At 69.0% G+C, this 5,466-nt stretch carries 5 protein-coding genes; 3 read left to right on the plus strand and 2 right to left on the minus strand.

The window, feature by feature from the left end; translation table 11 throughout:
• Positions 1-99 precede the first annotated feature (99 nt).
• Positions 100-387 (minus strand): hypothetical protein, encoded by a 288-nt coding sequence (locus tag ACFZBU_RS47875; RefSeq protein ID WP_391590139.1) that lies wholly within the window; start codon positions 385-387, stop codon positions 100-102.
• A gap of 173 nt (positions 388-560) precedes the next feature.
• Entirely contained in the window at positions 561-1,163 is a 603-nt protein-coding gene (locus ACFZBU_RS47880; protein WP_391590140.1) for a DUF6210 family protein, read from the minus strand.
• Positions 1,164-1,342: 179 nt separating this feature from the next.
• Here ACFZBU_RS47880 and ACFZBU_RS47885 point away from each other — a divergent pair, with 179 nt between their 5' ends.
• The 3 genes from ACFZBU_RS47885 to ACFZBU_RS47895 all read left to right on the plus strand — a co-directional run bounded on the left by ACFZBU_RS47885 (position 1,343) and on the right by ACFZBU_RS47895 (position 5,239).
• Positions 1,343-1,921, plus strand: coding sequence for a hypothetical protein (locus ACFZBU_RS47885; protein WP_391590141.1), 579 nt, complete (start codon positions 1,343-1,345; stop codon positions 1,919-1,921).
• 217 nt (positions 1,922-2,138) lie between these two features.
• The gene (locus ACFZBU_RS47890; protein ID WP_391590142.1) at positions 2,139-3,452 is read left to right on the plus strand and encodes a hypothetical protein; all 1,314 of its coding nucleotides are present in this window, start codon (positions 2,139-2,141) and stop codon (positions 3,450-3,452) included.
• A 68-nt stretch (positions 3,453-3,520) separates the two neighbouring features.
• A complete protein-coding gene (locus ACFZBU_RS47895; RefSeq protein ID WP_391590143.1) occupies positions 3,521-5,239 on the plus strand; it encodes a hypothetical protein in 1,719 nt (572 codons plus the stop codon).
• The last annotated feature ends 227 nt before the right edge of the window (positions 5,240-5,466 follow it).

Below are 5,466 nucleotides of genomic sequence, written 5' to 3' on the forward strand. Positions count from 1 at the left end.
TGGGCCGTTCACGAGTGAGGCTGACGTGCGAGAATGGGTCGAACTGATGCTCGGTTTCCCGTGTGTTCAGTGATCGCTTCCCGCCGGCCGTGAGCCTGCTCAGAGTCCGCGGAGTGCGTTCCAGAGGTCGTCGTATGCGTCCCAGCAGTCGACGGTGCCGTCGCTGTTGAGCGAGCCCATGTACCAGTCGTCATCGTCGACGGCCTTCACGACACAGAGGCCATGGAAACCCAGGACGATCTCCGGCTGTAGGACCTCGTCCGGAGCATATGGTTGGCCCAAGTACGTCACGACCCGCTCCGTGTCCAGTACGACGGCCTCCCGATCACCGGATACGTCGCGTATCCGCTGAAGGGTCCAGCCGTCGGGGAGCCCGGTTCGTGTCATGCCACCGATTCTGTCGAACCGCACCGATCACGTATACAACGGGGCGTTCAACGAGTGCGTCCGAGCAGGCGACTTGTGGTGCCTTTGCGGATGGTTTCCCGGCCGCCCGAAGATCGTTGTCCGAGTTGGGCGGCGGAGCCTCGGTCCGTGTGTGGCGTCCTGCGTTCGCGCGGTCAGTCGGAGTTCGACCAGACGAGGATGCCGGTTCCGAGCTCGGTGGTCACGGGAATCCACGCCTCCGTCGCCTCGGACAGGCGGGATTCGTCGACGTGGATGGGAGTTCCCGGGTAGCCCATGACGGGGGCGGAGTCGTAGTCCGCAGGGAACTTGATCGTGGAGATCGTCGCGCGGAGCGAGTCGAGGTGGTCCGGGGTCCACGTCCACATCCGTGGCCCTCCGGAGCCTGAGAACTCCCTCGCGAACAGGTCGGTCAGGGCTGCATACGCGTCGGGGGCTTCGATGGGGATCAAATGACCCTCGACCCGACTCTGGATGCATGAGGTGCCGCACGTCTGGATCTCGTAGACCATGCCGCTCGGGGCTTCGAGGACGACGAACAACCAGTCGTGGTCGAGGCGGTCGAGGTGATCGAGATCGACATGCATTCTGCGGTGGCGCCCCATCCCCGCATCCTGCACCGTGATCGCCGGTGGTGTCCCCTGGTTTCCCACCGGGTGGTCGGCATCGTCATCGATCCCGGGCGGGCTTTCGATCGAGCCGAGGGTTTGTCCGCGTTGGGTCGTCGTAACAGATTCGGCGATTGTCTGGTCCGGCAACTTGTCTGGGCAATTTGCTCCGGAACCACGCCGAGAGCGAGTGATCGGAGCATCTCGGCCGGAATCCCAAGGGCCAACGAGCCTTGTTTGTTTGGCGTTTCCCTGTCTCGGGGCCCTTGCGATCCCTAGGCTGGCCGTTGCTCGTTCAGGTCCGCATGGGCTCGGCAGTGGGAGGGACGTTGGCGCGATTCGGGCAGGACGAGGAGTCCGCGAGGTCGCTTGATCTGCCGTCTGTGGTGGAGACCTACACGCGCAAGGCGGCGGACCTGCGCCGGCGGTGCGGCGCGCTTGCCCACGAACTTGCCTCCACCCAAGCCGAGTTGGAGTTGGTCGAGGCTCGTCGCGTGGTCCTCGCGGAGGTCCTGGACGAGGTGAACACCAAGCTCGTCGAGGACCATTCGGCCTCCGGGGTCGCTTCCGCCGAGTTCGTGGTCGGCGAGGTGCCGGTCGGCGAACCCTCGGATCGGACGGTCGAATCGCCCGAGCGGCGGGTCGCAGCCACGACGGCCCTGGGTGGGACGCGGGCCGGTCACGGGAAGCTGGGTGACGCCATCGTTCGCGTGTTGGCCACGTCCGGTCGGTCCATGCGCGTTCGTGAGGTGACGGAGAGCCTGGGGCGCGAGACGACGCGGCCGAATCTGGAGACGACGCGGGTGACGATCAAGCGTCTCGTGAAGAGCGCCACCCTGGTGGAACTGCAGAAGGGCCTCTATCGGATCGCCTCGACCGAGGCGTCCGAGGAGAGAGGGGTCGCCTGACGCGCCGTCACCCCGAGTATGAGAACGGCCCTCCCCGAGGGGAGGGCCGCCGCGTCGGTCGAGGATTAGGCCCCTCGCCGAGGCGTGGACGTGGTCCGCTTGGTAGTGGCTCACGCGTCTCCCGAGGGTAGTAGATGCACGTCCACCTCGGGGGTCGTGTGGCCTATTTCGTCGTTCCCGCAGGTCGATCACTTCGGGAACGGAGAGGTTGGCTCTCGTGCGCGACAGGCGCATTCCCGCGAGAACACGGATACAGGGCGGCACTGAGGAACGCCTCGAGGCGCGCGACGGTGGCGACGTCGGGCCAGGCGGACCCGGCGAGCAGATTGGCGATGGTCTGCCGGTTGACTCCGGAGCCGAGGGCGGTCTGACGCAGGCTCAACCGCCTTTCGTCCATCACGAGTTCAAGATTTCGGGCGATGCTCTGGACGGCTGCGGCGGCGATGTCGTCGATGGTGGCCTGGGGCCAGGTTTCCGGATCGCGGGCCAGATCGCGCGGCGGCCGTTGGCGCGCCAAACCTCCGACCATGTGGTTGCACTCCTTCGCGTGGATGTGGCGGCCGATCCCTGGTCCGGCCAGTTGACTAGCACCTTTACTTTCGCCATGACTCTCGGCGAGGACGTCTCTCGGCAGATCGTCACCTATCGGCCCCGCACGTCCGCGTCCGTCTGGGCGCGGGTGGGGCCGCAGGTGAGAGCGGTCGTGGCCGCGTCCCGGCCTGCGTCGGCCGACGAGGCACGCCAATCGATACACGCCCTCGCCCGCCTGGCGACATGGGCGGACGCCTCCGGGATCCCGCCCCGCCCCGACCTGTGGTTGCGCACGGAGACGATCGACGCGTTCGTCCTGGCCGGATGCACGGGCCGAAGCCCGAAATCCGTGCTCACCTACCGTTCGCTGCTGCGACGGTTGCGTGACGCCCTGGTCTGGGTGCAACGCGGCGAGGCGCCCGCCGTTCGCATGTCCGCGCCGGTGGTGCGCGACGCCCCATACGAGGCGGCGGAGTTGGCCGAACTCCGGCGTTGGGCCACGCATTCGGCCGGACGGCGGCGGCTCGACGCTCTCGCGCTTCTTGCGCTGGGCGCGGGTTGCGGGCTTGCACCCGGCGAGATCGCCTCCGCGCGCGGAACGGACTTTCGCGTGACGGGCGCGGGTGCCGTCGTGTTCGACCCGCCGGATCAGGGCCGGTTGCTCGTCTGCCGGGCTTCGTGGGAGAGGCAATTGGCGGAACTCGTCGACCGGGCAGGTCACTTGCCGCTCTTCAGACCCGGACGCAAGGTCGCCGCCTCGCGGAACCTGATCAGCAACTGGTGCGCGCGTTCGCGCCCGGACGCGCGGCTGCCCCGGTTGTCGGCGCGCAGGCTCCGGGCGACATGGATCGTCGATCTCCTCACCGACCGCATCGACCACGCGGTGATCGCCGAAGCGGCGGGGATGGCCTCGCCTGCGGCCCTGGCCGCCTACCACCGGTTCGTCCCCGAACTCGGCCGCCGCCAAGCGCTTGCGCTGCTGCGTGGACCACGTCGATGATGGGCCGCCGTCGCGACTACAGCTCCGCACGGCGGCTTCGCCCCGGGGTCTGCTCGGACAGTCCGTGGTTGATCGAGGACTCCAAAGTCGGCAGGCTCCTCGCCCTGCTGGAGCGTTCCGGGGTTCCCTCCGAGTTGGACGACGTGCTCGCCGGACGCCCGGGCCCTCCCGGGTTGCCGTATCGCGCCGTCCTCACCGGTTTGATGCTCTCGTCCCACTACCTGGGGCGCGCGACGCTCGCCGACGCGTGGTGGATCCTGTTCCACTGTCTGCGGCCCAAGGCCCGTTCCTGGCTGGGCGTTCCCGAACACGCCCCGGCGGACGACCACGCACGCGTGGCCACGAGCCGACGCGTCTACCGGACGTTCGACCGGATCACCACAGCCCTGGACCCGGCCCGCCGCGACCGACGCCGCCGACTGCCCGCCGCCGAAGCCGACCAGGTCGCCGCAGCCTGGGAGTCGCCCGCGAACGCCACGACAGTCCACCGTCTGGCCCGATTGGCCAACCGGCTGGTCCTGGCGCCGGTCGTGAGCGCCCGGGACCGCGGTCACCTGCGCGGATGGGAGGGGCACGTGGGCGTCGACGCGACCGCGGTGCCGGTGATGTCCCGGCCGGCGAGCCGCCGCACGGGCCTGGGCTCGATCGAGGCGAGCGCCGGATGGCACTTCAGCGGTGGGGCCACCGAGGGCGTCTTCGGCTACAGCGCCCACCTGCTGGTCGCCGCCCATCGCGGGTGCCAGAACCCCGTCCGCTACCCGCAACTGTGTCTGGGCCTGGCCCTGGACACCCCGGGCAAACGGATCGGCGCGAACGCGATCGCCCTGTTGAACGACCTGGCCGAACTCGGCCTGCCCACAGGAGTCTGCGCGGCCGACCGCGCCTACACCGGCCAACGCCCCGAGGAGTTCCAGGTCCCGGTCCGGCGCCTGGGTTACGCCCTCGCCCTGGACTACAAGGTGACAGAACGAGGTCCCCAGGGCAGCTTCCGCGGAGCACCGATCGTCGACGGACATCTCGCCTGCCCGTTGATGCCCGACGTCCTGCGCGGGGCGACCATCGGGCGCGAGGACAAGGAGATCCGGCATCCCGACGAAGACCTCGCGGCGGCGATCACCGCCCGAGCACCCTTCTGGTTGCACCGCAAGCAGGGCCCCGACCAGCGCGGATCCATCCGGGTCCAGTGCCCTGCGGCCGGTCCGTCGCCGACCTTGAACTGCCCCCGCCGCGAGCACCTGCACCCGCCCACACCGAGCCCGGACACGGCGCCGCCACCGAGGATCGTCCGACTGGCCGACGCCAGAGGGCGCCGAGCCCACCCGGCGGCCCGCCCCACAGTGCTCCTCCCCGACGACGAACGCACGGACCCACCACCTCGCGGACACCAGCCCGCGATCTGCCGCCAGAGCACCATGACCGTCCACGCGGACCAGGCCGCCCCCAAATACCGCCAGGACCAGCCCTACCTCTCGCCCGCCTGGGAAGCTTCCTACAAGTCGGTCCGCTCGCACACCGAGGGCAAGAACTCGCAGGTCAAAGGCATCAAGGTCGACATCGGCAACCCGAAGCACCGCCCGGTGCGCGGACGCGTGGGCCACCACCTGACCGTCGCAGTCCTGTTGATGATCGCCAACCTCGACATGCTCGACCGCTGGCGACACCGCACCGCAGGCTCCGCCGCACCCGACGAACGGGACAGGGCGAAGGCCTGCGAGCCGTATCCCGCGGACCCGACAACGCACGCGTCGGATGCACCGGACCTGCCACCGCCGGACATCGGAAACTGACCGAGGCCCGCCGAACCGCACACCGACCACCACGCGCCCCGCAGCCGCCCGCCTCGGGGCGCTTCGGCACGCTCCGAAACCACGCGACGACGCGATCGGCCCCGACAACGCACGCCCCCAGCCCGCACACCAGCGCGAATAGCCCCTGAAACGCCGAAATCCCACACGAACCAAAGGCTCGTGCAGGATCTCGTCAATTCAACTCAGGCCATTTCAAGAACGGCCCA

The organism is Embleya sp. NPDC008237 (assembly GCF_042956465.1).
GTDB lineage: Bacteria > Actinomycetota > Actinomycetes > Streptomycetales > Streptomycetaceae > Embleya.

Excerpts from the sequence above, each read along its gene's own strand:
- ACFZBU_RS47875 (WP_391590139.1), bottom strand. The coding sequence starts at position 387 with ATGACACGAACCGGGCTCCCCGACGGCTGGACCCTTCAGCGGATACGC.